This window comes from Paraburkholderia sp. RHO2 (genome assembly GCF_050955445.1).
GTDB lineage: Bacteria > Actinomycetota > Actinomycetes > Mycobacteriales > Mycobacteriaceae > Prescottella > Prescottella agglutinans_A.
Window position 1 is genome coordinate 1,298,274 of record NZ_CP162617.1, and the last position, 26,539, is coordinate 1,324,812.

General features: G+C 70.5%; 26 protein-coding genes. 9 read left to right on the plus strand and 17 right to left on the minus strand.

The genetic code is table 11. From position 1 onward, the window contains the following. The first annotated feature begins 44 nt into the window (after positions 1 to 44). The 6 genes from ABTV10_RS05965 to ABTV10_RS05990 all read left to right on the plus strand — a co-directional run bounded on the left by ABTV10_RS05965 (position 45) and on the right by ABTV10_RS05990 (position 5,905). The gene (locus tag ABTV10_RS05965; protein ID WP_499033207.1) at positions 45 to 806 is read left to right on the plus strand and encodes a 3-hydroxyacyl-CoA dehydrogenase; all 762 of its coding nucleotides are present in this window, start codon (positions 45 to 47) and stop codon (positions 804 to 806) included. A 243-nt stretch (positions 807 to 1,049) separates the two neighbouring features. Then, the gene (locus ABTV10_RS05970) at positions 1,050 to 2,183 is read left to right on the plus strand and encodes an acyl-CoA dehydrogenase family protein (protein ID WP_499033209.1); all 1,134 of its coding nucleotides are present in this window, start codon (positions 1,050 to 1,052) and stop codon (positions 2,181 to 2,183) included. 24 nt (positions 2,184 to 2,207) lie between these two features. Then, positions 2,208 to 3,248, plus strand: a complete 1,041-nt coding sequence (locus ABTV10_RS05975) for an SDR family oxidoreductase (RefSeq protein ID WP_499033210.1) — start codon at positions 2,208 to 2,210, stop codon at positions 3,246 to 3,248. Beyond that, entirely contained in the window at positions 3,245 to 4,507 is a 1,263-nt protein-coding gene (locus ABTV10_RS05980) for an aspartate aminotransferase family protein (RefSeq protein ID WP_499033212.1), read from the plus strand. The genes ABTV10_RS05975 and ABTV10_RS05980 overlap by 4 nt, the downstream gene beginning before the upstream one ends. Positions 4,508 to 4,528: 21 nt before the next feature. Next, the gene (locus tag ABTV10_RS05985; RefSeq protein ID WP_499033213.1) at positions 4,529 to 4,999 is read left to right on the plus strand and encodes an SRPBCC family protein; all 471 of its coding nucleotides are present in this window, start codon (positions 4,529 to 4,531) and stop codon (positions 4,997 to 4,999) included. A 39-nt stretch (positions 5,000 to 5,038) separates the two neighbouring features. Continuing rightward, positions 5,039 to 5,905 carry an Fpg/Nei family DNA glycosylase gene (locus ABTV10_RS05990; RefSeq protein WP_499033215.1) on the plus strand — a complete coding sequence of 289 codons (867 nt, stop codon included), beginning with the start codon at positions 5,039 to 5,041 and terminating at the stop codon, positions 5,903 to 5,905. Here the strand turns inward: ABTV10_RS05990 and ABTV10_RS05995 are convergent. From ABTV10_RS05995 to casG, 5 genes are all read right to left on the minus strand, one after another. Beyond that, on the minus strand, positions 5,888 to 6,328 hold the full coding sequence (locus tag ABTV10_RS05995) for a GtrA family protein (protein ID WP_499033217.1): 441 nt from the start codon (positions 6,326 to 6,328) through the stop codon (positions 5,888 to 5,890). The two genes, ABTV10_RS05990 and ABTV10_RS05995, sit on opposite strands and share 18 nt — an antisense overlap. 58 nt (positions 6,329 to 6,386) lie before the next feature. After that, on the minus strand, positions 6,387 to 7,862 hold the full coding sequence (locus ABTV10_RS06000) for a carboxylesterase/lipase family protein (RefSeq protein ID WP_499033219.1): 1,476 nt from the start codon (positions 7,860 to 7,862) through the stop codon (positions 6,387 to 6,389). Further along, entirely contained in the window at positions 7,859 to 9,412 is a 1,554-nt protein-coding gene (locus tag ABTV10_RS06005; protein ID WP_499033220.1) for a carboxylesterase/lipase family protein, read from the minus strand. Before ABTV10_RS06005 ends, ABTV10_RS06000 begins: the two co-directional genes overlap by 4 nt. A gap of 62 nt (positions 9,413 to 9,474) precedes the next feature. Next, positions 9,475 to 11,217, minus strand: coding sequence for an N-acyl-D-amino-acid deacylase family protein (locus ABTV10_RS06010; RefSeq protein ID WP_499035145.1), 1,743 nt, complete (start codon positions 11,215 to 11,217; stop codon positions 9,475 to 9,477). Between the two features lie 44 nt (positions 11,218 to 11,261). Next, a complete protein-coding gene (gene casG, locus ABTV10_RS06015) occupies positions 11,262 to 12,920 on the minus strand; it encodes a steroid-24-oyl-CoA synthetase (protein WP_499033221.1) in 1,659 nt (552 codons plus the stop codon). 148 nt (positions 12,921 to 13,068) lie between these two features. Between casG and ABTV10_RS06020 the strand changes: the two genes are divergently transcribed. After that, complete coding sequence (locus ABTV10_RS06020) at positions 13,069 to 13,713, plus strand: TetR/AcrR family transcriptional regulator (RefSeq protein WP_499033223.1); 645 nt, start codon at positions 13,069 to 13,071, stop codon at positions 13,711 to 13,713. A gap of 16 nt (positions 13,714 to 13,729) precedes the next feature. Here the strand turns inward: ABTV10_RS06020 and ABTV10_RS06025 are convergent, their stop codons facing one another. From ABTV10_RS06025 to ABTV10_RS06075, 11 genes are all read right to left on the minus strand, one after another. After that, positions 13,730 to 14,188 carry an SRPBCC family protein gene (locus ABTV10_RS06025; RefSeq protein ID WP_499033224.1) on the minus strand — a complete coding sequence of 153 codons (459 nt, stop codon included), beginning with the start codon at positions 14,186 to 14,188 and terminating at the stop codon, positions 13,730 to 13,732. Between the two features lie 39 nt (positions 14,189 to 14,227). Next, positions 14,228 to 14,866, minus strand: coding sequence for an RES family NAD+ phosphorylase (locus ABTV10_RS06030; protein ID WP_499033227.1), 639 nt, complete (start codon positions 14,864 to 14,866; stop codon positions 14,228 to 14,230). Between the two features lie 7 nt (positions 14,867 to 14,873). Then, positions 14,874 to 15,470 carry a hypothetical protein gene (locus ABTV10_RS06035; protein WP_499033228.1) on the minus strand — a complete coding sequence of 199 codons (597 nt, stop codon included), beginning with the start codon at positions 15,468 to 15,470 and terminating at the stop codon, positions 14,874 to 14,876. 55 nt (positions 15,471 to 15,525) lie between these two features. Then, on the minus strand, positions 15,526 to 16,497 hold the full coding sequence (gene ligD, locus ABTV10_RS06040) for a non-homologous end-joining DNA ligase (RefSeq protein WP_499033230.1): 972 nt from the start codon (positions 16,495 to 16,497) through the stop codon (positions 15,526 to 15,528). Between the two features lie 2 nt (positions 16,498 to 16,499). Next, positions 16,500 to 17,951: a dihydrolipoyl dehydrogenase family protein gene (locus ABTV10_RS06045; RefSeq protein WP_499033231.1), complete on the minus strand. Its 1,452-nt coding sequence runs from the start codon at positions 17,949 to 17,951 to the stop codon at positions 16,500 to 16,502. A 52-nt stretch (positions 17,952 to 18,003) separates the two neighbouring features. Continuing rightward, entirely contained in the window at positions 18,004 to 18,786 is a 783-nt protein-coding gene (locus ABTV10_RS06050) for an ABC transporter permease (protein WP_499033233.1), read from the minus strand. Beyond that, positions 18,783 to 19,745 (minus strand): ATP-binding cassette domain-containing protein, encoded by a 963-nt coding sequence (locus ABTV10_RS06055; RefSeq protein ID WP_499033235.1) that lies wholly within the window; start codon positions 19,743 to 19,745, stop codon positions 18,783 to 18,785. The genes ABTV10_RS06050 and ABTV10_RS06055 overlap by 4 nt, the downstream gene beginning before the upstream one ends. Next, positions 19,745 to 20,617, minus strand: a complete 873-nt coding sequence (locus tag ABTV10_RS06060) for a DUF4097 family beta strand repeat-containing protein (RefSeq protein WP_499033237.1) — start codon at positions 20,615 to 20,617, stop codon at positions 19,745 to 19,747. Before ABTV10_RS06060 ends, ABTV10_RS06055 begins: the two co-directional genes overlap by 1 nt. A gap of 44 nt (positions 20,618 to 20,661) precedes the next feature. Continuing rightward, on the minus strand, positions 20,662 to 21,183 hold the full coding sequence (locus tag ABTV10_RS06065) for a hypothetical protein (RefSeq protein ID WP_433610690.1): 522 nt from the start codon (positions 21,181 to 21,183) through the stop codon (positions 20,662 to 20,664). A gap of 86 nt (positions 21,184 to 21,269) precedes the next feature. Next, on the minus strand, positions 21,270 to 22,538 hold the full coding sequence (locus tag ABTV10_RS06070) for a hypothetical protein (RefSeq protein ID WP_499033238.1): 1,269 nt from the start codon (positions 22,536 to 22,538) through the stop codon (positions 21,270 to 21,272). 17 nt (positions 22,539 to 22,555) lie between these two features. Further along, a complete protein-coding gene (locus ABTV10_RS06075) occupies positions 22,556 to 23,323 on the minus strand; it encodes a crotonase/enoyl-CoA hydratase family protein (RefSeq protein WP_499033239.1) in 768 nt (255 codons plus the stop codon). Positions 23,324 to 23,400: 77 nt separating this feature from the next. Between ABTV10_RS06075 and ABTV10_RS06080 the strand changes: the two genes are divergently transcribed. Together ABTV10_RS06080 and ABTV10_RS06085 are read left to right on the plus strand one after the other, a co-directional pair. Beyond that, positions 23,401 to 24,009 carry a TetR/AcrR family transcriptional regulator gene (locus ABTV10_RS06080; RefSeq protein ID WP_433610696.1) on the plus strand — a complete coding sequence of 203 codons (609 nt, stop codon included), beginning with the start codon at positions 23,401 to 23,403 and terminating at the stop codon, positions 24,007 to 24,009. A gap of 66 nt (positions 24,010 to 24,075) precedes the next feature. Further along, positions 24,076 to 24,876 (plus strand): FAD:protein FMN transferase, encoded by an 801-nt coding sequence (locus ABTV10_RS06085; RefSeq protein ID WP_499033241.1) that lies wholly within the window; start codon positions 24,076 to 24,078, stop codon positions 24,874 to 24,876. A 7-nt stretch (positions 24,877 to 24,883) separates the two neighbouring features. On the opposite strand, the gene pgi is transcribed toward ABTV10_RS06085, so the two are convergent. Then, a complete protein-coding gene (gene pgi / locus ABTV10_RS06090; protein WP_499033242.1) occupies positions 24,884 to 26,533 on the minus strand; it encodes a glucose-6-phosphate isomerase in 1,650 nt (549 codons plus the stop codon). Positions 26,534 to 26,539: the final 6 nt, after the last annotated feature.

Sequence of the window (26,539 nt, forward strand, 5' to 3'; positions counted from 1 at the left end):
CATCGAATCACTGTGAAACACAGTAAGATCCGGAAGGAACCCGCATGATCGTCACCGACAGCGTCGCGCTGGTCACGGGCGGTGCATCAGGCCTCGGTCTGGCTACCGTCAAGGCCCTCCACGACCAGGGCGCCCACATCGTCATCCTCGACCTGCCGTCCTCGAACGGCGAGACTGTCGCCAAGGAGATGGGTGACAGCGTTCGGTTCGCCGCCGCCGACGTCACCGACGAGGCCGCGGTGACCGCGGCCCTCGACGTCGCCGAGTCCCTCGGTCCGCTGCGCGTCGCCGTCAACTGCGCCGGCATCGGCAACGCCATCAAGACTGTCGGCAGGAAGGGCGCGTTTCCGCTCGCCGACTTCACGAAGATCATCAACGTCAACCTCGTCGGCACGTTCAACGTGCTCCGCCTTGCCGCCGAGCGGATCGCGAAGACCGACCCCGTCGACGGCGAGCGCGGTGTCATCATCAATACCGCCTCAGTCGCCGCGTTCGACGGTCAGATCGGCCAGGCTGCCTACTCCGCGTCCAAGGGCGGCGTCGTCGGCATGACCCTGCCGATCGCCCGCGACCTCGCGGCGCTGCTGATCCGCGTCAACACCATCGCGCCCGGACTGTTCAAGACCCCGCTCCTGGGCTCCCTGCCCGACGAGGCCGAGGCCGCCCTCGGTGCACAGGTCCCGCACCCCTCCAGACTCGGCGATCCCGCCGAGTACGGGGCCCTCGCCGCCCACATCGTCTCCAACGCGATGATCAACGGCGAGACCATCCGCCTCGACGGCGCCATCCGCATGGCGCCGCGCTGATCGCGGCGGTCCATCGACTCTTCTGATCGGGAATACCGATGGGCGGGCGGGTCGATGGACGGCGCCGCCGTGAATCCACCCCAGGGTGGAGATTCCTCACCCCCGTGGGTGTCGCGGTCCACCCTCGGGTTGCTGTTCAGCGGGGCGCACTCGGACGAGGTTGGAAACCGGGAAATGTGGACATCCGACCTGGAGTGACCACGTCGCTCCGAGCCCTACACCTGGACGGAAGGTGGAGGAGACATGAGGCTTCTCGAAACCGAGCGCGATGTGCTGGCTCGCGCGCTGCCCGGTCTGGACGAGGCGCTGACAGCGATACCACCGGGGGATCTGGAACGGCGGGGCAGCCCCGGCACGGCGGTGTTCCGGGAGGCCGGTGGGCCGGGCCTCCTCGTGCCCGCCGATCTGGGCGGCGTCGGGGCAAGTCCCCTCGAGGCCGTCCGGGTGCAGCGCGCGATCGGCTCGCGGTCACCGTCGCTGGCGGTCGCCACCACGATGCATCACTTCTCGGTTGCGAGCCTGGTCGCGGTGAGCGAGACGAACACCGGTCTGGACTGGATGTTGTTGCAGGCCATCGCCGCCGACAGCCTGCTGCTCGCGTCGGGCTTCGCGGAGGGGCGTCCGGACGGGCAGATCCTGAAGCCCACCATGACCGCCACCCCCACGCCCGACGGCGTCCGATTGAGTGGGGTCAAGAAGCCCTGCAGCCTGTCGCGGTCCATGGATCTGCTGACCGCCAGCGTCATGCTCCCGCGCCCGGACGGCCCGGGAGAGCAGCTCGCGGTCGCGCTCATCCCCGCCAAGGACGACGGCGTCTCGGTCAGCCCGTTCTGGTCCAGCTTCGCGCTCGGTGGCGCCGAAAGCGACCAGGTCACCATCGACGACGTGCTGGTGCCGTCGGATCTCGTCGTGACCACGACGGTGGGCGAGGGCGAACAACTCGACGACATCCAGAACGCCGCCTTCCTGTGGTTCGAACTGCTCGTCACCGGCGCCTACCTGGGAGCCGCCAGCGCCCTGGTGGAGCTGGCGCTCGGTTCGGACCGGATCAGCGAATCCGACCGGCTCCGGCTGGTCGTCACGCTCGAGGGCGCGATGGCGTCGGTGGAGAACATCGCCCGTCGGATGACCGACGAGCTGGACAGCCGGAAGCTGCTGGTGGACGCGCTCCTGGTGCGGTACGCCGTGCAAGACGCGATCGCGTCGGCGGTGCCGCGGGCGGTGGAGCTGCTCGGCGGGCTGAACTTCATCACGTCGGACCGGGTCGGCTACCTCGCCGCCGCGGTCAACGGCCTGGGCTTCCATCCGCCGGCCCGAGCCAAGATGGCCGGCCCGTTGCTGGGCTGGTTCGCCGGGAATCCGCTGACGATCGCCTGATGAAATGCATTGGAGGACACGGACATGAAGCGCACCATGCTGCTCACCGGTGGCTCCGGGGTCATCGGCAGAGCGGTGCTCGACGAGATGGCCGAGGACTTCGACATCGTGTGTCTGCGCGGCAGACGCCCGATCGACGACCCGAGGGTCGGCGAGTTCCCCGGTGACTTCACCCATCCCACGCTGGGCCTGCCCGCCGCGGACTACGCCCGCCTGGTGGACCGGGTCGACGTGGTGCTGCACGGGGCGGCAGTCACCAAATGGAACGTGGATCCGGAGCGGCTCCGGGCGGTCAACGTCCAAGGTCCCGCGTCCATGCTGCGGGTGGCGGCCGACGCCGACGCCCCGGTCTACTACCTGAGCACGGCCTTCGTGCTGCGTCAGGCCCCGGCCGACGAGCGATTCGCCGGACTGGCCGCCTATCTGGAATCCAAGACGGAGGCCGAGGAGTTGATCCGTGCCGGCTCGGTGCCGGCCGTCATCCTCCGGCCGTCGGTGGTGATCGGGGACTCCCGCGACGGTCGGATGGCCGCCTTCCAGGGGTTGCATCGCATGCTGGGGAACGCGGTCAGGGGCAATCTCCCGGTGGTCCCGGGGGACATCGGATCCCTGGTCGACACCGTTCCCCTCGACATCGTCGTCGAGGCCGTCGGCAACCTGATTCGCGACCGGGTCACCGAGGGCGAGTACTGGTTGACCGCGGGAGAGCAGGCGCTCACGTTCACCGAGATCGCCGAACTGTGCGAGTACGTGTCCCGGCTCGCGTGGATCGGCGCGGTGCGGCCACGGTTCATGCCGTTCGAGTCCGTCGATCGGTTGCTGCTGCCGCTGTTGGACGACCTGATCTCGGACGCACGACGACGGATGTTCGTCGACTTCCTCGAGTCGGTGTGGGTGTTCCAGTCCAGCGAGGCCATGCCCAGCGACCTGGACCGGCTGGGATTCGGTGAACGGGCCACCAAGGACGCGCTCACCGAGGCGCTCAGGCGCTCGCTGATCTACTGGGCGCAGGTCAAGAAGCTGTTGCCGGCGGAGCCGCCGGTGCTCGAAGGCGCAGTCCGATGAGCGCCGGCGCGCTGCGCGACTCCGCGCTCCTCGATTCCGACGTGCTCACCGACCGGTACCGCAGGCACTTCGGCAGCGGCCGGGCGGCACTCGGCCGGCTGATCGGCGACCTGGCCGAGGTGGAGTCGTCGGGTGCCTGGATCACGGTGGCGGACGGCCGACGCGTCCTGGACTTCGGTGGTTACGGCGTGTACCTACTCGGACACCGTCACCCCGCCGTCGTCGAGGCGGTGTGTGCCCAGATGCGACGGCACCCGATGGCCTCGCGGGTGTTCCTGGATCCGGTCGGCGCCGGTGCCGCGGCCGCCCTGGCCGAGATCACCCCCGGCGACCTCGATCTGGTGCACTTCGTCAACTCCGGCGCGGAAGCCACCGAGTGCGCGTTGAAACTGGCCCGCGCCCACGGCAAGACCGCCGTGATCACGACCCGCGCCGGGTTCCACGGCAAGACGCTCGGCGCGTTGAGCGTCACGGCGAACGGCGTGCTGCAGCGGCCCTTTCGGCCGTTGCTGCCGCACATCATGGAGGTCGCCTTCGGGGATCCGGCCGAGCTGGAGGTGGCGCTGCGCGCAACCGGCGGCCACGGCTGCTTCATCGTCGAACCGGTGCAGGGGGAGGGCGGCGTGAACGTGCCGCCGCCGGGCTACCTGCGCGACGTCGCCGACCTGTGTCGGCGCTACGGGGCGCTGCTGGTCGTCGACGAGGTCCAGACCGGGCTCGGTCGGCTCGGTCGGTGGTGGGGTGTCGATACCGACGGCGTCGTGCCCGACATGATGTTGGTCGGTAAGGGTCTCTCCGGGGGCGTGATGCCGATAGCCGCGGTGGTCGCGACGCCGGAGGCCTACGCGCCGTTCGCCCGGGACCCCTACCTGCACACCTCCACGTTCGCGGGGTCGCCGGCGGCGTGCGCCGCCGCGCGCGCCGCCATCGGCGTGATCCGCGACGAGGACCTCCCGGCGCGGGCGGCGACCCTCGGGGCTCGCCTGCTGACGGGCGTCCGGACGGCCGTGGACCGGCACGGCGCCGGCCGCGTGGCCCAGGTCCGCGGTCGCGGGTTGCTGCTGGGCCTCGAGATGGCGTCGAGCGGCCTGGTCGGGGAGCTGTTCCTGAACCTCCTGGAACGGGACGTCCTGGCCAACCACTCGCTGAACGCGGCCAACGTGCTGCGCCTCACCCCGCCGGCGATCGTGACCACGGACGAGGTCGAGCTCTTCCTCCGGGCCCTCGGCGACGCCCTCGAGGACCTGACCCTCACCTGAACACGACCCTTTGGAGTTCTCATGCGCCACGTAGTCATGCACATCCGCGCCGAGCACGTGCAGCCCGACGCGGCCTACGCCCGGATCAGCGACTTCGCCCGCTATCCCGAACTCACCGAAACCGTCCTCGCCCTCGAACTCGAACCCGCGCAGGCGGACGGGTCGGTCGTCTCCAGTTGGCTGGTGCGGTTCCGCAAGGGCACGCTGCGCTGGACCGAGCGGGACGTGCTCGATCCGGTTGCCCGCCGCATCGAGTTCGCCCAACTCAGCGGGGACTTCCTGACGATGGAGGGCTCCTGGCAACTCGACCCGGAGCCGGACGGTGACGGGGTGCTGATCCGGTTCGAGACCCGGTTCGACCTCGGGATCCCGAGCCTGGCGGAGATCCTCGACCCGGTCGCGGAGTCCACCCTGCGCAGCAACATCGTGCTCATCCTGACGGGCCTGCTCGGTGCCGTCGTCGAGGTCGGGCCGCTGAACGAACCTGTCTGACTCCGCCCGGCTGTCGGTGCCGGCGCCTACTCTGATCGCATGCCCGAACTGCCCGAGGTCGAGGCCCTGGCACAGTTCCTGCGCGACCACGCGGTCGGCGCGGTGGTCGGCCGCGTCGACGTGGCCGCGCTCAGCGTGCTCAAGACATTCGACCCGCCGATCAGCGCCCTGCGCGGTCGGGACGTGACCGGCTCCCGGCGCTTCGGCAAGCACCTGGGGATGGACTGCGACGGGCTCTGGCTCATCACGCACCTGTCCCGCGGCGGGTGGCTGCGCTGGACCGACAACCCGAGCCCGGCGCCCCCGAAGCAGGGGAAGGGGCCGCTGGCGCTGCGTGTGCACTTCTTCACCCCGGAGGGGGAGACACCCGCGTTCGATCTCACCGAGGCCGGCACCAAGAAGCGGCTCGCGGTGTGGGTGGTGCCCGACCCGCAGCAGGTGCCGGGCATCGCCCGGCTCGGGCCCGACGCGCTCGAGGTGACACGGCCACAGTTCGGCGAGATCCTTGCCGGAACCACCGCCCGGATCAAGACCGCGCTCGTGGACCAGTCGCTGCTCGCGGGGGTCGGTAACGCGTACTCCGACGAGATCCTGCACGCCGCCAGGCTGTCGCCGTTCGCGACGGCGTCGAAGCTGACGACGGACGAGGTGGACGCGCTGTACGACGCGATGCGCTCGGAACTGTCCGACGCTGTGGAACGCTCGGTGGGGCAGGAGGCCGCACGGCTCAAGGGCGAGAAGCGGGCCGGGATGACGGTGCACGCCCGCACCGGGCTACCGTGTCCCGTGTGCGGGGACACGGTGCGGGAGGTGTCGTACGCCGAGCGGTCGTTCCAGTACTGCCCGACCTGCCAGACCGGCGGGAAGGTCCTCGCCGACCGGCGGATGTCACGGCTGCTGAAGTAGCGATTGCCGGCGGCCGAACACCCAGCCGCGGAGCGCGACGAACCGCAGGGCGCCGACGACACCGCTCACTGCGATGACCAGCGCGATCGACACCAGGCCCGACGCGTCGGGGAAGAAGAAGTGCAGCAGCGCCAGCGCGAGCGAACTGATGATCAGGCCGAGCAGCGCGAGCGCGCCGCCCTCCCACTGTGCCGCGAACCAGGGCACCCGGTCGGCGGCGCGGAAGGTGCGGCGGCGGTGGAGTTCGTTGGCCAGCACGGTGCTGGTGGCGACGCCCACGGCGTTCGCGAGTAGCGTGCCGTAGGCGTCCAGGACGATGAACGACAGCGCGTACACGACGTTGCTCGATCCGCCGACGAGGGCGAACCGGGTCAGCTGGGCGAACCATCCGTCGCCGCCCAGACGCAGGTCGAGCATCGACATCGAGGTCTCCCACAGCCTGAAATTTGGTTGCGATCCGCAACGGTATACCACGGGGGGTTCAATGTCGGTGCCGGTATCCGCGCCACGCTTCGCGTCGGCTCCGCAGGGGATCGCATTCGACACGGCAGATCTCGTCGATGATCAGCGTGTCGCGGCGTTCATACGAGTAGCGCGGCCAGGTCTCCAGCGGGCGGCCGCCGCGGGCGAAGGCGAGCCAGTGGCCCTGCATCGTGTCGGTCACCGTGCGCAGGCCGCGTGCGCCCCCGAGCGCCGTGAGCGTGCGGGTGGTGCCGGCCCGCGCCCCGAACACCGGCCACAGATCCGTCGCGTGGGTGGCGCCCATGCCGATGAGGTGCAGCAGGCGCGGCGCGAAGTCGTAGCGGTACATGTAGGTGTCGCTATGGCGGGTGTGGGCGTGGGCGCAGCGCAGCGACGGCTCCCAGAACACGACGTCGCCGCCCAGGTCCGCGGCCGCGCGCCGACCCGGGTACCCCGGATAGGCGGCGAGCACGCGGGCCTTGATCGCCGGATCGGTGCCCTCGAACATCTTCTCGATCCGGACCGGATCGGTCGGCAGGATGTCGAGCAGCCGGGGAAACACCCGGCCCTCCTGGGCATTGGTGCCGATGACCAGCGGCACCCGGTGCTCGGTGCCGGCCTCGAAGGCCTCGAGCGGATGCTCGGGCAGCAGGTCGCCGTCGGCGACCGGCGCGAACGGCCGGACGCCCGGGACTTCGTCCGCGCCCCGGGCGCTGAGCGTCGATGCGGTCTCCACGAGCACTTCGGGGGCGGCGGTGGTGAGGTACGCGGCGGCGTCCGACCGCGGCACGCCGGAGAGCTCGAGGAACTCGCGTGCCCACATCGCCGCCAGTTCCGGGCCGTTGGACGTGGCCGGCGGTGGACTCTGGGCGATGACCCGGGCGAACAGTCCCCGCGCCGCGGGCACGCACATCAGGGTCATGACGGCATCCGCGCCCGCGGACTCGCCGAACAGCGTGACATTGTCCGGATCCCCTCCGAAGGCGGCGATGTTGCGCCGCACCCACTGCAGGCCGGCGAGCTGATCGCGCAGCCCGAGGTTGACATCGAAAGGTCGCTCGGGGGTGGAGAACTCGCGGAAGTCGAGGTATCCGAGCGCCCCGAGTCGGTAGTTCAGGGAGACGAAGACGACGTCGCCGCGCCGCACCAGCGCCGCGCCGCTGTACTGCGGATCCGCCGACGTGCCGGCGGTGTGCGCACCGCCGTGGATGTAAACCATGACCGGCCGGGGGACGTCGGTGGGTCCGGAGGGTCGGAGCACGTTGAGTGTCAGGCAGTTCTCGTGGCCCTGCCGGCGCAACTGTGGGGCCGGGGAACCGAACTCGGTGGCCTCCCGGACGCCGGACCACGCCGCTACGGGCTGGGGAGCGCGCAGGCGCAGCGGCCCGACGGGTGGGGCGGCGTACGGGATCCCCTTCCACGACAACAGGCCCGGCAACCGTCGGCCGCGGACGACTCCCTCGGCCAGGGTGACGTCCACGTCGGAATCGGTCACGGCAGGGGCTCGGTTTCGGCCCTGCCTTCTGCGCTGCCTTCGCTTTCGTAGCCGAGATACCCGGACCACGCGAGTCGACGCTCACGGCCCGGGTCGCGTTCGATGCGGGTGGGGACGTCGAAGATCAGGGTGCGTCGGTGGTCGACGTCGTACCGCGGCCACCATGGCGTCGGAATACCGTGGCGGGCAAACGAGATCCAGTTCTCCTGCATCCGATCGGTGACCGCTCGCAGTCCGCGTCGGCCACCGGGCGTGGTGAGTGCGCGTCCCACGGCGGAGTCGCCGTACCCGAACACCGCGAACATCTCGAACGCGTGCGTGGCTCCGAGACCGAGCCAGTGCATGAGACGCGGTGCGTAGTCGAAGCGGTAACTGTAGGTGGGGGAGTGGGCGGAGTGCGCGTCGGCGATCTCGACCGACGGCTTCCAGAACGTCAGATCGCCGCCCAGATCGATCGCCGCGGCCACGTCGGGGTAACCGGCGTACGCGCCGACGATCCGCGCCAAGGCCTCCGGATCGGTGAGTTCGAACATCGCCTCGATGCGGGCGGCGTTGCTGGGCAGGGCGTCCAGCATCTTGGGGAACAGGGTGCCCTCACGGGCGTTGGTGCCGATGATCATCGGGACCGGGTGCGCGCGTCCGGCCGCGAACGCCGTCAGCGGCGGCTCCGGCAGGAACTCGCCGTCCACCACCGGGCCGAACGGGTGCAGTCCGGGCGTCTCGGCGAGAACCTTGGCGCCCAGCCGAGTTCCGGCCCGGCCGAGTTCCGTCGGTGTGGCGGAATCGAGCGCCCGTCCCGCCTCAGTCTGGTCGTCGCAGCCGAGCAGCGTCAGGAACTCGCGGGCCCAGCGCTGCGCCCGACGACGGTTGCCCACGAGCACCGGCGCCGAACTCTCCGAGATCGCCCGCGCGAAGAGCCCTCGCGCGGCCGGTGTGGCCATCAGCGTGGTGACCGATGTGGCGCCCGCGGACTCCCCGAACAGCGTGACGTTGTCCGGATCGCCGCCGAAGGCGGCGATGTTGCGCTGCACCCATTGCAGCGCGGCCACCTGGTCGCGCAGTCCCAGGTTGGAGTCGAACGGCCGCTCGGGGGTGGAGAACTCGGTGAAGTCGAGGAAACCGAGCGGGCCGAGACGGTAGTTGATCGAGACGTACACGACATCGCCGCGCCGGACGAGGCGGTCCCCGCGGTAGAGGCCCATGGCGGTGGTGCCCAGGACGAACGCGCCGCCGTGCACGAACACCATCACCGGCCGGGGCGTCGAACTCGGTGCCGCCGGCGCGAGCACGTTGAGCGTGAGGCAGTCCTCCGAGGTCGGCTGGTGCTTGCCCGGCCGCAGCGTGACGCCCATCGGGTGCTGTGGGGCGGCGGCGCCGAACTCGCCGGCGTCGCGGACCCCGGTCCACGGCTCGGTGGGCTGCGGCGCCCGCAACCGCAGCGGACCCACCGGCGGGGCGGCGAACGGGATTCCGCGCCAGGCGAGCAGATCACCGATCCGGCGGCCCCGGACGACGCCGTCAGCGGTGGTCACTTCGAGACTCGGGGTCATGGCCGCGACTATACGACGGTTCGAGGGCCCGGCCGGTCCGGTCGAGCCGGGCCCTCGAATCGTCAGCGGGCCCGGAGGAACTGCCCGGTGCGCCGACTGCCCAGGGCAGCCGCTGGTTCCCCGTTCCCGAAGACGTACTCGCCGCCGACGAACACGGCGGAGACGGCGTCGTCGTTGCGGTTCACCATCCGGGAGAGGTTGTCGTACTCGGGGACCGTGCACTCGGCGTACGTGTCGAGCGAGGCGTCGAGGTGCTCAGGGTCGACGACCACCAGGTCGGCGCGGTCGCCCTGCCGCAGGTGGCCCGCATCGAGGCCGTACCAGTCGGCGAGCTCGCCGGTGACCCGGTGCACCGCCTGCTCCACCGACAGGAACGGTGTACCCGCCCGCTCGGCGTCGCGCACCCGGCGCAGGAATCGCAGTCCGAAGTTGTAGAACGCCATGTTCCGCAGGTGCGCACCGGCATCGGAGAAACCCAGCTGCACACCGGGATCGGCGGCGAGCGTGTTCAGCACCTCGGGACGATGGTTCGAGATCGTGGTCCGCCAGCGCACCTTAGGCCCGTACTCGACCACCAGGTCGAGGAACGCGTCGACGGGATGCACGCCGCCGCGATCCTCCCCGACCTGACCGAACGTCTTCCCGATGACCGATTCGTCCGGGCACTCGACGATCTCGGCGTCGAAGAAGTCGCGGTGCCACACCCGAGGCCCGTACTTCTTGTCGTAGTCCTTGCGGAAGCGCCGGCGGTAGTTCTCGTCGGCCAGCAGTTCCCGGCGCGCGTCGATCTGGTTCGACAGGTGCAGGGCCGCCGCGCCGGAGCCGAACTCCTCGAACACCGGCAAGTCGATGCCGTCGGAGTACACCTCGAACGGCACCGGCAGATGCTGCCAACGGAAGTCGCCGCCGAGGCCGTTGAGGACCTTCGCCATCAGCGGGAAGACCTTCACCACCCCGGGGATCGCCTTGACGTCGGCGGCCGAGAGCAGGCTCGTCTTGAGCGGCTTGCGGAAGATCCCGAGGCTGCTCAGTGCCATCACCACCATGCTCTGCGGGCGGGCCACGTCCGGGCCACCCTGCAGCGCCCGGCGGCGGCGGCGCAGGATCGCGTTGAGTCGGCGACGCTCCTTGGCGGTCGCGTACGTCGACGGCAGCGTGCGGGACCGGCAGACTTCGCCGTCGAGCTTGTCGAACATCAGCTGCTGTGACGACATCCCGACGAACCCGGCGTCGAGGGCCTCGGTCAGCTGCTGCTCCATCGCGGCGAGCTCGGACGCGGTCGGCTTGACCTCCTTGCGAGTGGCCCGGTCCAGGCCCATCAGCGCCGCCCGCATGTCGGAGTGGCCGATGAACGCGGCGACGTTCGCTCCCAGCGGCAGCGATTCCAGCGCATCGACGTATTCGCGTGCCGAGTTCCACGTCTTGCGCTCCTCGAGCCCGTCGACGACGTGGCGGCGGGGGATCGCCTCGACCCGGCCGAACAGGTCACCGGCGTCCGACGGCCCGACGTGAACCGTCGACAGCGAGCACGAGCCCACGAACACGGTGGTGACGCCGTGCCGCACCGACTCGTCGAGCTGGGGGCGGAGCAGGACCTCGACGTCGTAGTGGGTGTGGATGTCGAGCATGCCGGGGATCACCCACTTGCCGGACGCGTCGATCACGCGCGGGCAGTCGGTCTCGTCGAGCGGTTCGGCGGAGACCGTGGCCACCCGGCCGTCTCGGATACCGAGGTGGCGGGTTGCGGACGGGGCGCCGGTGCCGTCGAACCACCGGCCGTTCTTGACGATCGCGTCGAAACTCATCGGGATCTTGCCTCTCTCGCCGCGGGGGACGGAAATTCGTTCGCTCACAGGGCGATCTGAGTGCGGATCGTCTTGCCGGTCGCGTTGCGCGGCAGCGAATCGGTGGTGATCTTCCATCGGGTCGGCACCTTGAAGTACGCGAGACGATCGGCGGCGAACTCCCGCAGCTCGTCCTCGGTCACCGACATCCCGGGCTTCGGGACCACCACCGCGCCGACCTCCTGCCCGAGGTCGGGGTGGTCGACTCCCACCACCGCGGACTCGGCCACCGCCGGATGCTCGTCGAGGCACTGCTCGATCTCGACGGGGTACACGTTCTCGCCGCCGCGCAGGATCAGGTCGGAGCGACGGCCGGTGAGCCGGACCATGCCGTTCTCGATCACACCGAAGTCGCCGGTGTGCAGCCAGCGGTCGCTCCGGATCGCGTCGGCGGTGGCGGCGTCGTTCTCCCAGTAACCGAGCATCACGTACGGGCTGCGGACGCAGATCTCGCCCTCGATCCCGTCGGCCACCGGCTCGCCGAGGGGATCCCGGACCTCGACGGTGACGCCGATGATCGGCCGGCCGAGGGTGCCCGGGAACGCCTGCAGATCCATCGGGGTCGCGACCGAGATGGCAGTGCTGCACTCGGTGAGCCCGTAGCTGTCGACCAGGGCGTTGCGGGCGAACGGCAGCTTCTCGCGCAGCCGCTGCTGGAAGGTCGGCGACGACGGCGCCGACGCCAGCGCGAACGCGGTCAGCGACGACAGGTCGTAGCGCGAGACGTCCTCGTGTTCGAGTAGCCGTCCCGCCATCGTCGGCACCGCGCCCCAGTTGGTGACCTTCTCACGCTCGATGAGCCGCAGCACCCGATCCGCGTCGAAGGAGCCCTGGTAGATCACCACGGCGCTGCCCGTGGCGAGCCGCGGGACCACCAGGTTGTGCAGGCTGGCGATGTGGAACAGCGGCGAGGTGAGCAGATACCGCAGATCGCTCGGGCCGTCGCTCACCGGCGCGCCCGTGAACGCGGCGGCCAGCGCGTCGCTGTAGCGGTGGTAGCCGATGACGGCCAACAGGTTTCGGTGCGAATGCACCGCCCCCTTGGGTCGGCCGCTGGTGCCGCTCGTGTAGAGGATCACCGCCGGGTCGTCCTCGAGGACGTCGACTCGCGGCAGCTCGGCACCGGCGAACTCCGCGACCAGGCGCGGCACGTCGTCCTCCATGGTCAGGACCGGGACGTCGAGATCGAGGCCGTCGAGCAGCGCGGCGCGCTTGGCGTCGACGATCACGACGGCGGGCCGGGTGTGCTCGATGCCGTACTCGATCTCGCGTGGTGCCCACCACGCGTTGAAGCCGACGGCGATCGCCCCGAGCGACTGTGCGGCCCAGAACGACATGACCCATTCGGGGGTGTTGGCCGCGAGGATCCCGATACGGTCGCCCTTGCCGACGCCGTACCGGTCCCGCAGCGCGGTGGCCAGGGCGGCCGCACCGGCACCGTGCTCGGCGAAGCTCAGTCGGCGGTCCTCGGTGACCAGGTAGTCGCGGTCGCCGAACGCGATCGAGGCCGCGAGAACCTCGCCGAGGGAACGCTCGCGGTTCTTCATCACCGGCATCCGTGCGCCGAGAACCTCTTCCTCGCCGAGTTCGAACCGCCCACCGGGGCCCGTCAATCCGGCCATCACCGATGCGATGTACGCCTGGGGGTCGAGAGACTTCGTCACTGCGGGTCCTTTCGGATCGGGGCTGTCCCCGACACAATTCATAGTGATGTGGGTCATACTCCGACGTGACTGACGATGTGTCAAGTGAATGACGACCCGTTGCCTCAATGACGGGTCGACTTGCCCGGGCGCGTGGAGGTGGACGATCGTGGATGCCGTGGGAGTTGTTGCGGACGAGATCAAGGGCAGGCGCGGGAAGCTGCGCGACGAGCAGAAGCGGTGGACCCGCGCCCGGCTTCTGGAGGCCGCGCGTGAGCTGTTCTCCGCGCGTGGGTATGCGGCGGTCACCGTCGACGACATCGCGGCCGCTGTCGGCTGCAGTCGCGCGACGTTCTACCTGCACTTTCCCAGCAAGATCGAGATCCTCCGGGCCATCAGCCTGGAGAAGATGGCGCCGAGTGCGTTTGCGTTCTACGAGGACCTGGACCGGGTGCTCGACACCGGTTCGCGCGCCGAGTTCACCGCCTGGGTCAACCGGGCCATCGACTGGTTCGACGAGTGCAAGGACATCCTGCCCGCGTGGGACGAGGCGGTCGCGCTCGAACCGTCGTTCCGCGAGACGTCCCGCGAGGCGATCCTCGCCCTGCCCAACTCGATGACGCAGTACCTGGCGCGCTGGCCGCGCGATCGGCAGGACGAGGCCCGGTTGCGCGTCGAACTGCTGGTCACGCAGCTCGAGCGGTTCTTCACCCGGTGGGCCCTGCAGGGGACGATCGAGGTCCCCCGCGAACGGGCGGCCGAGGTCCTCACCGACATCTGGTTCCCGGCGCTGAACGCGCCGATCCAGGCCTGACGCGAGGCGCCCGGCGTCACCCGGGGTCGACGAGCCCGGCGAGCCGGTCCAGTGCCTCGTTCCATCCCAGTTCGTTGTCGGCCGGATCGACGCCCGGCGGAAGACCGGTGTGGTCGGCGGCCAGTTCGGTGCCGCCGTCGTTGGCGCGCAACGTGATCGACATCGTCATCTCTCCCCGCACCGCGGGGTCGTCGGTCTCGAACTCGAGCACCTCCACCACTCGTTCGTTCGGCACGATCTCGGCGAAGTGCCCGTGGTAGGTGTCGGTGTGGGCGCTGGATTTCCCGGTCCGGTCGGGCGAGTCGTAGGTGAGCGAGATCCGGAACCTGCCGCCGACCCGGGCGTCGAACTCGTGTACCGCGCTGGTCATGTTCGACGGCACCCGCCACGCCGCGGTCGCCTCCGGATCGATCAGCGCACGAAAGACCCGCTCGCGAGGGGCTCGCAGTGTCCGGTGGACTCGTGTCGAGGTCACGTCGAAAGTCTTGCACGCGAACGGTGCGGGTGTGACGGGTCAGGGTGCGAGGGCCGCGTTGTGCGCGGTGAGCAGCGCCCCGAGGAGGTAGTGGCCGTCCGCGGAGTCGAGCGGGACCACGCCGCCGACGGCCGCGACTGCGGGATGTGCGCGCGTGGCCGGCGAGCCGGCGAGCATCCAGGCCAGGTTGTTCTCGTCGTGCCGGGGTCGATACTGCAGGCCGTCGATGCCGGGGTTGGCCGCGAGGATCGCGGCGGCCCAGCGGCGGGCGTGAAGGTAGCCGGACGGATCGCATTTGGTGAGCCACACGCCCGCGTTGATCTGCGCGGCACCGGTTCCGGTCAAATCGACCACCCGAACGGGACGAGTGGTGCGGAGCTCGCTCAGGACGCGGCCGCGGATCTGCGCGCGCGGAATGAGCCGCGGGGACTGGTCGACCGGGAGGTTCCGGCACAGCGTCTCCGCGACCGCGGCCGCGGGGCTGTCCCCGAGATACAGGTAGGCGAACGAGCCGTCGAGGCTGTCGAACCTGCCGCCGACGCGGGCCCGTGGGCGCGGCGTCGGATTGAGCTCGGCCGCACCACGATTTGCGTTGTGGATGCGCCACACCGGTGTATCGGCCGGGACGGTGACGATCGATGCACGGGGCAGGGGTGTGGGGGGATCCGGGTACTCCACCGGCCGCTCAGTCCGCGACCAGGTCGTCGGCCATGTCCCGCAGATCCTGTTCGTGGCCGCCCGCGACAGCGAGTTCGGCGGGGGAGCGTGGATCGTTTGCGAACGCGGTCGGGTTCAGCCACCACGACGCGGCGCCCCACGGATCGTCCTTGGCGTCGATCACCCGGTTGATCTCGGCGACGATCGGGCGCACCTCCCGGCGTTCGGTGTCGAACTGGAAGGCGGGGAAGAGCTTGTGTCCGCCCGCGGGCAGGGCCACGACGCTGCCTGCGGCGGCGAGACGACTGGCGGTGTTCCGGCTGGTGGCCGACTTGCCGAGGGCCCGGCTGACGGCGGTCGAGTCGAGCATCTCGTGTTCGTCGACGAGTGATCGCAGGGCCGACGACACGATGCGGGTGCGCGCGACCGCGGCGGCCGCGGGGTTGGCGACGGCGCGCTCGTGCTGCAGCGCCAGAGCCGGGCCCATCGCCAGCAGTGCGGTCACGTCGTCACGCACCGGCCGCAGATTCGGCCGTCGGGAGAACTCCTCGGCGAGGAGTTCCACCAGGTCCTGATCCGACAGGGCGTGGATCGTGTCGCGGGCTCGGTCACGGTTGGCGAGCATGGTCACACCTCCAGATGTGCCATCAGCGTACCGCGTACCGGTCGTGTCAGCCAGCTCAGTGCCGGCCCGGCAGATCCACCTCGTCCGGGGACTTGTCGTTCCGCAGGCCCTTCCAGCTGGGGTGCCGCAGGCTCTCGCCGGCGTAGTCGCGGTACTCGACGTCGCCGACCAGCTCGGGCGCGACCCAGTGCGCTCCCGCGGAGTCCCGGGCGGGTGGTGGTGCTGCCAGCGGACTCGTCGGCCGCTCGATCGCCGCGAGCCGGTCTCGCAGCGATCGACGTGCGGCAGAGGTGAATCCGGTGCCGACGTGCCCGATATAGACCAGACGGCGGTCCTCGTCGTACGCGCCCAGCAGCAGGGATCCGACCCCGTCCCTCGCGGCTCCGGTGCCGTCGACCCAGCCGACGACGACGGCTTCGGTGTTCTTGCGCAGCGGCGTCTTGACCCACGTCGGGGCTCGTCGGCCGGGCAGATAGGTGGAATCGACCTGTTTGGCGACCACGCCCTCGAGGTGATGCTCACGGGCGAGGGCGAGCATGCGGTCGCCGTCGACACCGGTCCAGAACGGCGGTACCTGCACCTGCCGCCCCGACAATGCGAGCCCGTCGAGCAGTGCACGCCGTTCGAGGTAGGGCAGAGTCGTCGACGACTTGCCGTCGATGCCCAGGACATCGAACGCGTAGTAGGTGACGGGATAGTCGCTGACCAGCCGGGCCGTCGGGCGTAGCACGTGCATCCGCCGCTGCAACCGCGCGAACGACGGACGGCCCTTCGTGTCGAGCGCGACGATCTCGCCGTCCAGGACTGCGGCGTGCCCGTCGACAGCATCAGCAAGAGGGCGGATCAGTTCCGGGAACGTCTCGGTGATGTCGATGCCGTTCCGGCTGAACAATCGGGTCTGGGAGTCACCGACCTCGGCCACGGCTCGCTGTCCGTCCCATTTCATCTCGAACGCCCACCCCTCACCGGCCGGTGGCTGACCGAGCGTGGCCAGCATCGGCGACGGCGGCGCCGACGACGAGCGCATACCTACTGCTTGCGCCGCGCCTCGAGTAGCCGCAGCCACACCTCGCTGACCGTCGGGTACGACGGGACCGCGTGCCACAGGCTGTCGAGCGGCACCCGGCCCACCACCGCGACGGTCGCGGCGTGGACCAGTTCGGCGACACCCGAACCGACGAACGTGGCGCCGACGATCGTGTCGGTGGCGCGGTCGATGACGAGCGAGGCGCGGCCCGAGTAGTCGTCGCGGGACAGTGCGGCGCCGGCGACATCGATGTCCACCGCCACCGTCTCGACATCGAGTCCATCTGCGCGGCACTGGCTTTCGGTGCGTCCGACGGCCGCGACCTCGGGTGTCGTGAACACCACCTGCGGCACCTGGCCGTGGTCGGCCGACGCGACGAAGCGGGGACCGTCGAGCGGCCGGCCCTCCGCGCGGGCCGCGATCACGTCGCCGCACACCCGCCCCTGGTACTTGCCCATGTGGGTCAGCAGCACCCGGCCGTTGGCGTCGCCCACCGCGTACAGCCAGTCGCCGTCCACGCCCTGCGCCGTGAGATGGTCGTCGACCGCGACATAGCCGTGATCGGGCAGTCCGACACGCTCGAGGCCCAGCCCCGCGGTGGTGGGGGTGCGGCCGGCGGCGACGAGGATCTCGTCCACGGTCAGTTCGGGATCGCCGTCGTCGCCCGTGACCGTCAGCGCGACCGGTCCGCCGTGGATGCATCCGATCCCGGTGTCGGAGGCGTCGGCGCGGGCAACCGCCGCGAGCGAGGCGCCGAACCGGACGTTCACTCCGTGCTTGCGCATCTTCTCGGCGACCATCTCTCCGGCGAACGGTTCGGTGCGTTCGAGTAGCGCCGATCCCCGCACCAACAGCGTGACCTCCTCGGCGCCCAGTTCGTGGAGCCACGTCACCGCCTCGCACGCAACCACTCCGCCGCCGACGACCGCGAGCCGCTTCGGCACCTCCCGGACGTTCGTGGCGTCCCGCGACGTCCACGGGAGCGCGTCGCGCAGACCGGGGATGTCGGGCACGCTCGCGGTGGTGCCGGTCGCGACCACCACCGCGTGCCGGGCCCGCAGCACGCGCTCGCCCACGGTGACCTCCCGGACCCCGGTGAGCCGCGCGCTGCCGCGGATGACGTCGATGCCCACCGAATCGGCCCACAGCACCTGCGACGAGTCGTCGAGGTTGTTCGTGAAACCGTCCCGTCGGGCGAGCACGGCCTGTGTGTCGAGGCCGTAGGCGTTGACCTTCTCCTCGACGCCGGGCATGTGGCGGGCGGTGCCGAGCACCTCGACCGGCCGCAGCAGCGCCTTCGACGGCATGCACGCCCAGTACGAGCACTCGCCGCCCACCAACTCGTGCTCGACGAGCGCCGCCGTGCGGTCACTTCCGGCGATCGCGTAGGCCGCCGCGTTCTCCCCGGCCGGCCCGCCTCCGATCACGATGACGTCGAATTCTTCGGGAGCCATGGATCCACGGTAGGCCGGGGAGAACGGTTTCGCGCGACTTCCCATCACCCGGTCAGCGGATCGCGCGGTGCTCGTACAGGCGCTTCGCCCAGACGTACCCGAACAGGGCGATCGCGACGGTCCACGCCACGGCGAGCACCCCGTTGTTGCCGATCGGGCCGCCGAGCAGAAGCCCGCGCAGTGTCTCGATGACCGGGCTGAACGGCTGGTACTCGGCGAACCACCGCAGTCCGGTCGGCATCGAGTCGGTCGGCACGAACCCGCTACCCAGGAACGGGAGCAGCATCAGGAACATCGGCAGGTTGCTCGCGGTCTCGACGCTGCGCGACACCAGACCGAGCGCGACCGACAACCACGTGAGCGCGAACGTGAAGCCGGCCAGCAGCCCGATCGCGGCGAGCCACTCGAGCGCGTCGGCGGTGGGGCGGAAGCCGACGAGCACGGCCACACCCGTCACCACGGCGAGGGCGACCATCGTCTGGATCAGGCTGCCGACGACGTGTCCGGTCAGCACCGAGGATCGGGATATCGCCATCGTCCGGAACCGGGCGATGATGCCCTCGGTCATGTCCGTCGCGACCGAAATCGCGGTTCCCTGAGCGGCACTCGCAATCGTGATCAGCATGATGCCGGGGGTGACGAACTCGAGGTAGGCATCGCGTCCACCGCCGAGACCGGCGCCGAGCGTGCCGCCGAACACGTAGACGAACAGCAGCAGGAGCACCACCGGCATTCCCACGAGCAGAACCGTCATCGACGGGTAGCGCGCCATGTGCCGGACGTTGCGGCGCAGCATCGTCGCCGAGTCCCGCAGGGTGTAGGTGACTGTGGTCATCGCAGCGAATCCTTCCGGGTGGTGGAACCTTCGGTCAGGGCGAGGAAGACGTCGTCGAGGTCGGGGGTGTGGATCGACAGGTTCGTGACCTCGATCGAGTCCGCGTCGAGCCGGTCGAGGATCGACCGCAGCGACGGCACACTGCCGTCACCGGGGACGTCGAGGGTCAGTGCGTCGTCGTCGCCCGGAGCGACTCCGAGTGACGCTGCGGCCGAGGCCAGTTCACGCGGATCGGCGAAGGAGAGCCGGACGTGCCCGCCCGGCACCAGTCGCTTGAGGTCGGCGGGGGTGCCCTCGGCGACCACGCGGCCGCCGTCGAGCACCGCGATCCGGTCGGCGAGCTGATCGGCCTCCTCGAGGTACTGCGTGGTGAGGAAGATGGTGACCCCGTCGGCGACCAGGTCGCGGACGATGTCCCACATCGTGCGCCGGCTGCGCGGATCGAGGCCGGTCGTGGGTTCGTCGAGGAAAATGATCCGCGGCCGGCCGACCAGGGTCATCGCCAGATCCAGGCGGCGACGCATGCCACCGGAGTAGGTGCCGGCCGTTTTCGACGCGGCGTCGGCGAGGTCGAACCGTTCGAGCAGTTTGGCGGTGCGGCGCCGCTCCTCGCGGCGCCCGAGATGACACAGATCGGCCATCAGGGCCAGGTTCTCGGCGCCGGTCAGGAGATTGTCGACCGCCGAGAACTGACCGGTGACACCGATCGCGGCGCGGATCGCGTCCGGCTCCCGCGCCAGGTCGTGCCCGCCCACCCGGATGTCGCCGGCATCGGGGTGGACGAGGGTGGAGAGGATGTGGACCGTGGTGGTCTTGCCGGCCCCGTTGGGGCCGAGGAGGGCGAAGACCGAGCCCCCCTCGATGTCGAGGTCGATTCCGTCCAGAACGACCTTGTCCCCGAAGGACTTCCGCAGGGACCGGACCCGAATGTCCGACGTGGTGAGGGTTGCTGTGGTCATCACTCCGCCTTCTCACTGGTGGGCTGGTCGGGGGTGGCGCGTCGAACGAGGATGTCGCCGAAACCGGTGTGCGCCTGGATCTCGACCGAGTCGTCGGTCGATGCCGGGCTGGTGGTCTCGGCCAGCAGGTTCTGAACCTTTCCGAAGGTCGTGTGGACGTCGAGGCGTGCCGCGGTGCCGCTCCGGATGCCGATCTCGATCTCGCCGCGCGCGGTGCGCAGATTCGCCGCCCCGCGTGCGATCTCACCGATTCGGATGTTGCCGTTGGCGGTTGCGGCGTTGACGTCGTGTCCCACGCCGCTGACGACGATGTCGCCGTTGGCGGTCTTGGCCCGCAGCGATCCGGTGACCGTGCCGATCCGGTTGTGGCCGTTGGAATTCTTGACGACGGCGTTGCCCGCGACGCTGTGCACCTCGATCCGACCCGATCCGGTGCTGATCTGGACGTCGCCGTCGACGTGTTCGACGGTGACCGTGCCGGCCCCGGTGCCGACGGTCGTGGTGCGGGCCTCGTCGAGGCGGACGTCGCCCGTCGAGGTCTTGATGCGGCAGTCGCCCAGCGCGCCGGTGGTGCGGACGGTGGCGACCGAGGCATCGGCCTCCAGGTCGGAACCGGTCGGCAGTTCGATCGTCACGTCGACCGATCCGACCTTGCCCCACAGCACGCGGGGGCGGGGGGCGCGGACGACCAGTCGACCGGACGCGTATTCGACCCGGGTCTGCTCGGCGGCGCGCACGTCCGCGTCGCGAGCGGAGTCGCTGGGCCGGACCCGCACGACCGTGTCGTCGCGATCGGTCGCCGTGATCGTGGCGTCGCCGACGGCCAGTTGGACGAGCGCCGAGATCGGTTCGGGGGTGGTGAAAGTGGGCATCGTGATCCTCTGGGTGTGATGGAGGTGGCGGCTCGGCGGCGGGGTCAGCGGACCCAGCCGGTGAACCGGTCGCCGCCGATGGGGGCCCGGCGCTCCGGGCGTCGCGGGGTGGCATTCTCGTCGAGTGCCGCCGTCGCCGCGCGGACGAGCCACGCATTGACCGACAGCCCGGCCGCCCGCGCCGCGTCCTCGACGCGGTCCTTGAGGTCCTGCGTGAGCCGGAGATTGATCCGGGTCATCGGACCGTCCTCGACGTCCGCCGGGCGCGGCGGTGCCGTCGGCGCCTCTTCGGGGGCGGCGGGTTCGTCGAACGCGGCCGGTGCGGGCGGGGGAGTGACCACGAAGCCGGGTTCGCGTCCCCGCAGGCGCAGGTCCACCGAGCCCGGGGCGAGGTCGCGGGTGATCTCGTTCGCGGCGGCGGACAGGGCGTCGAGCAGCGCCAGGCGCACCGCCGAATCGAGCGGCGCCGTCAGACGCTCCGCGAGCGCCCGAGCCTCCGGACCACCGGCCTCCGCGGCCACCGCCAGGTCGTTCTGGAGTGCGGTTACATACGGTGTCAGATCCATGGCATCACTATGGCACCAAAATGGTGCCATGTGAAGCCGGTTATCGAACTTGCCTGATCAGAGTGGTGTCACTGTGGCATCACTCGTCACCACGGGTGTGCCATCAGGCCCCTCGCGGCGAGCGCGGACACCGCGAGATCCCGCAACCCTTCGTTGCTGTCGAAGCGGTCGGGATCGATCCCGACCAGCGACAACGTGTAGGTGCCGCCGAGCGAGCTCAAGTAGGCCGACAGGCGGGTGGTCGTCCGCACCGGGTGGTCGCTCGAGATGCCCGGATGCATCGCGCGCGTCGCGACGCCGGTGGTCCGATGCGGGCCCAGCGATGCGAGCGCGTCCGGCAACCGGCCGATGTTCGAACACAGGGCGTCGAGTTCGCCGGCCCCGGCGGTCAGGCGCGCGGCGATCCGGTCGGGGAGGATCTGCGCGGTCTCCTCGGGGAAGCCCGACGGCGCACCCATCGGGCGAGCGGCGTAGGCCGCGCGGCTGGACCGGCGGATGTCGGCGAGTGAATCACTCGGCGCCACAATCACTTCTGTCATGACGACGGCATTGTCCACCGCGTCCGAGCTGCGCATGTCGACCGGTACGCTGACGTGCAGCGGCATCGGCACGCCGGCCGCATCGGCGATCGCGGTCACGAGCGCGAGGAACAGTCCGTTCGGGGTGCCGCCCTCGGCGGCGGCCGCCGCGTCCCACGCCGCCGCGTCCACGTCGACGATCGCCGTGCAGGTTCCGGTCGCGAGGTGCGTGCGGACCGGCCGCGGGCTCGGCTGGCCGTCGACGAACTCGCGCAGCTCGCGGCGTCGCCGGGCGCTGAACACGAGTCCCAGCGACGCGCGGGCACCACCGAGCAGGACGGTGCCGACGGTCCGAACCGCGTCCGCGACGTCCGAGGTGCGCGGAGGCGTCGCGGACGGGGGTCGCCCGGTGAGCGCCGCGTCCACCGCCGACGCCAGCCCGCGGGCGTCGGCGACCGCGTGCGAGCACACCAGCGAGATCGCGGTGCCACCGCCGGTGACCGGCGCGGCGGACAGCGCCCACCCGGGACCGAACTCGGGGTCGACGTCGACGGCGGCCTGCGCGTCGGCCCACCGCACGACGTCGTCGACCGGGAGCTGCGCGTAGCGGAGCGGGTGGGCGGCGGTGCTCGCCTCCCACCGCGGGCGGGCGCCGGGCACCCGGGGGCGGACGACGCGGCGCCCCAGCGCGCTGCGGGTGAGTGCGCCGTGCACCGACTCGAGGACCGCGGCGTCCACCGCATCCGCGGTGCGCCACACACCCTGCATCACGATCGGGAGGCCGTACCCGTGATGCCGGCGCAGGAAGATCTCGTCCACGATGGTCAACCGGTCCATGCGGACGGACGCTACCGCTACTGCTGGTCGAACTGCCCGTGTCGCCCCTCGCCGGCCGCGAATCGGGCCGCACCGGTGAGCGCGTCGACCGTCACCGCGACCATGCCGTGCCGGAACTCCGACGCCAGCGCCTCCTCCTCGGTGAGGCCCTCCTGGTCGAGCAGCGCCATCCGGTCCTCCCGCAGGCACGTCTGCGGGAAGCGGGCGAGTTCGGCGGCCAATTCCTCCGCGGCGGCGCGGGACTGTCCGGTCGGCACCACTCGGGTCACCAGGCCGATCGCGAGGGCCTCGTCGGCGCCCACCGCGCGACCCGTCAACACCAGGTCCATCGCCCGGCCGGCCCCGATGATCCGCGGCAGCCGCACGGTGCCACCGTCGATCAGCGGAACACCCCATCGTCGGCAGAACACGCCGAAGATGCTGTCGGACTCCGCGATTCGAAGATCCGCCCACATCGCCAACTCGAGTCCCCCGGCGACGGCATGCCCGGCGATCGCAGCGATCACCGGCTTCGACAGCCGCATCCGCGTCGGCCCCATCGGCCCGTCACCGTCCGGGGTGACGTGGTTGGAGCGGTCGGTGCCCAGCGCCTTGAGGTCCGCGCCCGCGCAGAACGTGCCGCCTTCGCCCCACAGGACCGCGACGGCGGCGTCGGGATCGGCGTCGAACTCCCGGAACGCGTCCGCGAGTGCCGCGGCGGTGGGTCCGTCGACCGCGTTGCGCACCTCGGGCCGGGACAGCACGATCGTCGTGACGGGCCCGGATCGTTCGGTGCGCACCGGCATGGTTCGACGCTACCCGCGCCCGCTCGGCCGCCAGGACCGAATCGCGACTTCGTCGCTCGCCCTGGTTCACTACACACATGGCCTACCGTCGGACCCCTGCAGTCGAGGCGCGTCTCGCTGCGCAGCGTGACGCCATCTTCGAGGCCGCGGTCGCGGTGTTGTCCGAGTCGGGGTATCAGGGGTTGACGATCGCCGCGGTCGCCAACCGGGCGCAGGTCGCGACGGGAACCGTGTACTCGCACTTCGCTGGGAAGTCGGACCTGGTGGTCGCGGTGTTCCGGGAGATCGTCGGCCGGGAAGTGGCGGCGGTGAACGAGGCCGCGGGACCGGGCCGGTCGGCCGGCGAGCGCATCGCGGCCGTGATCGAGACGTTCGGTGGGCGCGCGATGCGGAACCCGAAGCTCGCGTACACCCTGCTCGCCGAACCCGTCGACGCGTCCGTCGACGCCGAGCGGTTGATCTTCCGCCGCACGTTCGCCGACGCATTCGCGGCCGCCGTCGCCGCCGGTGTCGCCGCCGGGGAACTGGCGCCGCAGAACGTCCCCCTCGTGGCGGCCTCGCTCGTCGGCGCGACCGCGGAGGTCCTGGCCGGGCCGCTCGCGTCCGGGCAGGATGCGCCCGGCGTGATCGACGACCTCGTGCGGTTCGCGCTCACTGCCGTCGGAGCGGTGCCGGTAAGGCGCTGATCAGGAAGTTTGCGCGGCGAGCGCATACTGGGTGCAGCGCAATCCCGATCCGTACGGAGCACGGTCATGCTGGGCGACACTCACTGGAGCGCCTGGAACGAGGAGATCCAGGTGCAGGTCACCGAGGGCGCCGCGCTGGGTCCCGCGGTGGCACTGGTGGGAACGGTGCTCACCGAGGCCGAGGCGGCGTGCAGCCTCCAGCGCGGGAACGCCGAGATCCACGCCCTCAACCTCGCGCAGGGGCTGCCCGTGCGCGTCAGCGTCCCCCTGGCCGGGCTGCTGCGGTCGGCGCTGTGGGTGGCCCGCATGACCGACGGCGCGGTGAGCCCGCTCGCGATCGAGGAATCGCCGCCCGGCGTTCCGCCCATCCATCCCGAACCGACGTTCGCGGACGTCCAGATCGACGACGCCACCGTCCTCGCCCCGTGGGGTGTCTCGTTCGACATCGCCGACACGGCGAAGGCCGACAGTGCGGACCGGGCGGCCGCGCTGGTCGCCCACGAACTCGAGTGCGGCGTGCTGGTGCGGGTCGGCTCCGTCCTCGCGACCGCGGGACACTGCCCGGCCGGCGGCTGGCAGGTGACGGTGCCCGGTGACGGTGCGGTGGAGCTGCGGGCGGGCACCGCGATGGCGACCGTCGGCGCCGACCTGACGTACGGCGGGCACGACCCGGTCAGCGGCGAGTGGGAGCAGGTGTCGGTGCTGGCCGACGACGCGCTGTGGGCGTACGGCGCCGCAGCCGCGGCGATCCGACGCGGCGTGGGCGCGGTGCCCTGGCTCGAACAGCAGGAACTCGGCGCCCGACTGGTGGACCGGCTCGGCCGGATCTACACGACGCACGGGTGGAGCCACCCGCACGCCGCGTAGGTACCCGTCAGACGGCGCGTCCGCGCTGCGACCGGTACCAGCGCACCAGCGCATCGGTCGACGAATCGTCCTGCTGCGGAGGCGCTTCCGGTGACGTCAGCACGGGGCCCAGTTCGAGAGCCTGCGCCTTGCCGAGTTCGACGCCCCACTGGTCGAACGAGTCGATACCCCAGATGACGCCCGCGACGAACACCTGGTGCTCGTACAGCGCGATGAGCTGACCGATCGTCGACGGCGTCAGCCGCGGGGCGAGGATGGTGGTCGAGGGGCGGTTGCCCGGCATGACCTTGTGCGGCACCAGTTCCGGTGCGGTTCCCTCGGCCGCGATCTCCTCGGCGGTCTTGCCGAATGCGAGCACCTTGGTCTGCGCGAACAGGTTGCTCATGAGCAGGTCGTGCATGCTGCCGGTGCCGTCCGCGGTCGGCAGGTCGTCGGTGGGCTCGGCGAAGCCGATGAAGTCGGCCGGCACCAACCGGGTGCCCTGGTGAAGCAGTTGGTAGAAGGCGTGCTGGCCGTTGGTGCCGGGCTCGCCCCAGAAGATCTCACCGGTCTTGGTGGTGACGGGGGTACCGTCGGCGCGGACCGACTTGCCGTTGGACTCCATCGTCAGCTGCTGCAGGTACGCCGCGAACCGGGCGAGGTCGTTCGAATACGGGAGCACGGCACGGGATTCGGCGTCGAAGAAGCTCGAGTACCAGACCCCGATCAGCCCGAGCAGCACCGGTGCGTTCCGGTCGAGCGGCGCGGTCCGGAAGTGCTCGTCGATCGTGTGGAAGCCGGCGAGGAACTCGGCGAAGCGTTCCTTGCCGATCACGGCCATCACCGAGAGCCCGATCGCCGAATCCACCGAGTACCGGCCGCCGACCCAGTCCCAGAAGCCGAACATGTTGTCGGTGTCGATACCGAACTGGGCCACCCGCTCCGCGTGCGTGGAGACGGCGACGAAATGCTTGGGCACCGCCTCCTCGCCGAGTTCGTCGACCAGCCAGCGGCGGGCCGCGGACGCGTTGGTGAGCGTCTCGAGCGTCGAGAAGGTCTTCGACGCGACGACGAACAGCGTCGTGGCCGGGTCCAGGTCGGCGAGCGTCCCCACCAGATCCGCCGGGTCGACGTTCGAGACGAACCGGGCCGAAATGCCGGCATCGGCATAGTGGCGCAGCGCGCCGCACACCATGACCGGTCCGAGGTCGGAGCCGCCGATGCCGATGTTGACGACCGTGCGGATCCGCTCGCCGGTGGCGCCGCGCCACTGTCCGGACCGCAGGCGGTCGGCGAAATCGCCCATACGCCGCAGGACCGAATGCACGTCGGCGACGACGTCCTGGCCGTCGACCACGAGCTCGCTGCCTGTGGGCAGTCGCAGCGCGGTGTGCAGCACCGCCCGGTCCTCGGACGTGTTGATGTGGGATCCCGCGAACATGTCGTAGCGGCGCTGCTCGACCTGCGCGGCGCGTGCCAGATCGACGAGCAGCGACAGGGTTTCGGGGGTCACCCGGTGCTTGCTGTAGTCGACGTACAGGTCGCCGGCGGAGACCGTCAGCTCGGTTCCGCGTCGGGGATCCTGCTCGAACAGGTCTCGTAGATGGGCAGATTCGATCACTCGATGATGCGCATCCAGGTTCTTCCAGGCTGCGGTCCCGGTGATGTCTGTGCTCATGGAACA

What these genes read in the sequence shown, in the direction of transcription:
- ABTV10_RS06075 (WP_499033239.1), bottom strand. Translation starts at nt 23,323, where the DNA reads ATGCCGGTGCGCACCGAACGATCCGGGCCCGTCACGACGATCGTGCTG.
- pgi (WP_499033242.1), bottom strand. Translation starts at nt 26,533, where the DNA reads ATGAGCACAGACATCACCGGGACCGCAGCCTGGAAGAACCTGGATGCG.
- ABTV10_RS06085 (WP_499033241.1), top strand. Translation starts at nt 24,076, where the DNA reads ATGCTGGGCGACACTCACTGGAGCGCCTGGAACGAGGAGATCCAGGTG.
- ABTV10_RS05965 (WP_499033207.1), top strand. Translation starts at nt 45, where the DNA reads ATGATCGTCACCGACAGCGTCGCGCTGGTCACGGGCGGTGCATCAGGC.
- ABTV10_RS06065 (WP_433610690.1), bottom strand. Translation starts at nt 21,183, where the DNA reads ATGGATCTGACACCGTATGTAACCGCACTCCAGAACGACCTGGCGGTG.
- ABTV10_RS05995 (WP_499033217.1), bottom strand. Translation starts at nt 6,328, where the DNA reads ATGTCGATGCTCGACCTGCGTCTGGGCGGCGACGGATGGTTCGCCCAG.
- ABTV10_RS06010 (WP_499035145.1), bottom strand. Translation starts at nt 11,217, where the DNA reads ATGAGTTTCGACGCGATCGTCAAGAACGGCCGGTGGTTCGACGGCACC.
- ABTV10_RS05985 (WP_499033213.1), top strand. Translation starts at nt 4,529, where the DNA reads ATGCGCCACGTAGTCATGCACATCCGCGCCGAGCACGTGCAGCCCGAC.
- ligD (WP_499033230.1), bottom strand. Translation starts at nt 16,497, where the DNA reads ATGCGCTCGTCGTCGGCGCCGCCGTCGCCGATGCTGGCCACGCTCGGT.
- ABTV10_RS06005 (WP_499033220.1), bottom strand. Translation starts at nt 9,412, where the DNA reads ATGACCCCGAGTCTCGAAGTGACCACCGCTGACGGCGTCGTCCGGGGC.
- ABTV10_RS05970 (WP_499033209.1), top strand. Translation starts at nt 1,050, where the DNA reads ATGAGGCTTCTCGAAACCGAGCGCGATGTGCTGGCTCGCGCGCTGCCC.
- ABTV10_RS06080 (WP_433610696.1), top strand. Translation starts at nt 23,401, where the DNA reads ATGGCCTACCGTCGGACCCCTGCAGTCGAGGCGCGTCTCGCTGCGCAG.
- ABTV10_RS06070 (WP_499033238.1), bottom strand. Translation starts at nt 22,538, where the DNA reads ATGGACCGGTTGACCATCGTGGACGAGATCTTCCTGCGCCGGCATCAC.
- ABTV10_RS06035 (WP_499033228.1), bottom strand. Translation starts at nt 15,470, where the DNA reads ATGCTCGCCAACCGTGACCGAGCCCGCGACACGATCCACGCCCTGTCG.
- ABTV10_RS05980 (WP_499033212.1), top strand. Translation starts at nt 3,245, where the DNA reads ATGAGCGCCGGCGCGCTGCGCGACTCCGCGCTCCTCGATTCCGACGTG.
- ABTV10_RS06060 (WP_499033237.1), bottom strand. Translation starts at nt 20,617, where the DNA reads ATGCCCACTTTCACCACCCCCGAACCGATCTCGGCGCTCGTCCAACTG.
- ABTV10_RS06055 (WP_499033235.1), bottom strand. Translation starts at nt 19,745, where the DNA reads ATGACCACAGCAACCCTCACCACGTCGGACATTCGGGTCCGGTCCCTG.
- ABTV10_RS06045 (WP_499033231.1), bottom strand. Translation starts at nt 17,951, where the DNA reads ATGGCTCCCGAAGAATTCGACGTCATCGTGATCGGAGGCGGGCCGGCC.
- ABTV10_RS05975 (WP_499033210.1), top strand. Translation starts at nt 2,208, where the DNA reads ATGAAGCGCACCATGCTGCTCACCGGTGGCTCCGGGGTCATCGGCAGA.
- ABTV10_RS06050 (WP_499033233.1), bottom strand. Translation starts at nt 18,786, where the DNA reads ATGACCACAGTCACCTACACCCTGCGGGACTCGGCGACGATGCTGCGC.
- ABTV10_RS05990 (WP_499033215.1), top strand. Translation starts at nt 5,039, where the DNA reads ATGCCCGAACTGCCCGAGGTCGAGGCCCTGGCACAGTTCCTGCGCGAC.